Origin of the sequence: Limnofasciculus baicalensis BBK-W-15 (assembly GCF_024178385.1) — a bacterium.
In the GTDB taxonomy this organism is placed as follows: domain Bacteria; phylum Cyanobacteriota; class Cyanobacteriia; order Cyanobacteriales; family Coleofasciculaceae; genus Limnofasciculus; species Limnofasciculus baicalensis.
This window is the reverse complement of the sequence record NZ_JAMZMM010000562.1, coordinates 1-2,827: the sequence shown is the minus strand read 5'-3', so window position 1 is coordinate 2,827 and position 2,827 is coordinate 1. Positions and strand designations below refer to the sequence as shown.

The window sequence follows — 2,827 nt, the reverse complement described above, 5'->3', positions numbered from 1 at the left end:
TTATTGGTTATTGGTTATTGGTTATTGGTTATTGGTTATTGGTTATTGGTTATTTAAACAACTAACAACTAACAACCAACAACTAACAACGAACAACTAACAACGAACAACTAACAACAGCTTACAACCTTTCGTCAGCCAGCTCCAACTTAGGTATACGAATAGCATAGCGATAGCCTGACTCCGACAAACCTTGCACCGAAAGTTTTCCGCCATGCTGTTGAGCCAAATGATAACTCAGCAATAGCCCCAAATGTTCGCGGGAGTCAGGAGGTTGAGATTTTTCCTTGGGTTCCCCACTCAAAGGAAAAACGGTAGAATCATCGCTATCAGAAAGCATCCCGTTAGAGGGTAGGCGATCGCTAGAAGTGAATTCCCCGTACTCCAGGGAAGATCCTAACCCGTCAGGAGTAGGGGGAATCATCAGAGACAATGGCACAGGTAACTCAGTGATATCTCTGTACAATTGAGGTAAACCCTCTCCCAACCAGGGGTGAGAAATCCAAACAGCAATTTGCAGAAAATCCGTTAATCTAGAATTGCCATCCCCAGAGCGCTTAGATAGCTGATCGCGTTTGCGAGAGATGTGGACGCGAATCTCACTCCCAGCAACAGCAGAATAAATCATGCTAAATACTAAATAGTACACCATTTGTCGCACCTTATCTTTGTCCATAAACCAGATTCTATTCCCCGGTTCCATCGATAAACGGATCTGTTTTTGATGCTGTTTTGCTAACCCTGACAAACTATTAATTACCTGTTGAGAGATCATTTCAATATCAACAGGAGTCAGGCTAAGTTTTTTGGTAGTAGCATCGCCAATACCGAGAGATACAATTTCCTCAATCATGGATACCAGATGCTGCCCACTCTCATGGATAATTTCTATATATTCTTTCTGTTTACTGGTTAAAGGGCCATAAATCTTGCGATTAATTACGCTCGCCATCCCCATAATTGAGGTGAGAGGTGTTCGCAAATCCTGTGTTAATTGAGCGACTAATTTAACTTTAATGGAATTTAGTGATGATAATTGTGTCTGGATATGCTCAGAGCCATTTTGAGTTGTATCGCCCTCCGGTTCAGACATACTAACTTCTAGAGATTTAGTCCACTGATTACCACCGATTCTAGACTGTTGTTTCACCAGACGGTTGCGATCGAATTCACTAAAACTCCAACGAGCCGTCATTTCCAGAAACTTAATCTCACTAGCAGTAAAAGAGCGAGAAACAACATCCATCACCGCCAGCGCACCCAGACAATCTCCATCTTTTGTCAAGAGGGGCACACCCAAATAAGATCTGATGCCATAGTAACCAACCAGCAAACTTCTAGCAAATATGGGATGAGTCGCTGTATCGGGAATGGCTAAAACCTGATGGCTATCCACCACATAGCTACAAAAGCTTTCCTGGCGCGGTATCTGACGAGACTCAGCCAGCTCATTCATCAGCCCAAGGGTTGATAAACCGACGGCTGATTTGATGAGCTGGCAATCTGGCATCATGATACTGAGGATGGAGATAGGAACATCCAAAAATTGGGCAGCAGTTTGAGTGGCTTCATCAAAAACGGCAACCTTGTCAGCCTCGATTAAATCAAGCTGCCGAAGCAATCCGAACCGTTTTTGTTCTCGTACTTCTGGTGTTAAGCCATCAAGACGACAAAATAGTCTATTTTCCGGCTCTTTCATAACAATCTCCGCTCCCAACATTTACTGCTGCCCTTAATGTTAATATCCAAGTAAAGCGATTTTCTGCTTACTTAAGTGTTACCCAAGTCTTTCCACCTGTTACACATAGAATGCCCACATCACCAGGAATAATCAACTTATCAAGTGAGATTATTATTGGTTATTGGTCATTGGTTATTTGAAAAACAACAGACCAATGAAAACTGACAACAGACAACAAATTCACTTCCTAAGCTAACGCGCATTTAACTTGTATACCTGATGTTCCCTGTTAAGAGTTCCCTATTCCCCTTTGTCCATCACCAGGAGTCAACTTACAGCTTACTCCGCCTTCACGGACCAAGCTGGGTGGGAGAGTAAAGACGAAAACACCCGCACCCCTCGCAATTGATTAGAAAGGGGCAGATGACCTTTAGGGGCACTCAGATCCCAGATGAACTCATTGGGATATCGAGTCCAGTTGCTTCCAGTCTTCCAGCCAATTTTAGGCCAGAATTTGTCCCAGTTTTTACCTAAAGAGAGCCAGATTTCCCGTTGCACAGAAAATCCGAATTTGCCGAGCGAGTGAACTAACCACAGGGTATTAATAGTTTGTAAGTCAGTAATGGGGAACTTTTCTACTTCAGAGAAGTACAGCCATTTTCGCCCCAGCGCAGTTGATCCACCTAACTGGCACAGTTTTTCCAGAGTCAAGGTGTCGGCTACGAGAAAGTCTTGCTGGGCAAGTTTTTGTTGCAGCTCGGCATAGTCAATCCCCATCTCAGAGCGCAGGGGCACAATGCCAGCGGGGAAATGGGTTTGCAGAAATTCTTGAGTGGTGGGTATATTCGCCTGATAAAGGGTTTGATAGGCTAAACCTGCACTGAGGCTGGGAGGGCTTAAGGGTTCTTCTTTGAGAAATTCCATTAACACTTCTAAACCTACAGGACTTGTATTAACCTGTTCTGAAATGATTTGAAGTTGTTTTTTTTCAGCACTGCCTCGAAGTTGACTGAGCAACTCGACAATCTGGCTGGAGGTTTCTGGAAATGAAGCAGTCGTTGGGTTTGTCATGAAGCGATTTATATCAAGTTGCGGGACGTGATGGCAATCAATCCTATTTTCGAGCTAAAGCAGCGTTATTGAAAC

The 2,827-nt window shown here is 43.7% G+C and carries 2 protein-coding genes; both read right to left on the bottom strand.

Translation table 11 applies throughout. The annotated features are described in order from the left end of the window. Window positions 1–121: 121 nt before the first annotated feature. A complete protein-coding gene (locus NJ959_RS28105; protein WP_254015063.1) occupies window positions 122–1,699 on the bottom strand; it encodes a GAF domain-containing sensor histidine kinase in 1,578 nt (525 codons plus the stop codon). Between the two features lie 321 nt (window positions 1,700–2,020). After that, the gene (locus tag NJ959_RS28100; protein ID WP_254015062.1) at window positions 2,021–2,752 is read right to left on the bottom strand and encodes a GUN4 domain-containing protein; all 732 of its coding nucleotides are present in this window, start codon (window positions 2,750–2,752) and stop codon (window positions 2,021–2,023) included. Between the last annotated feature and the right edge of the window lie 75 nt (window positions 2,753–2,827).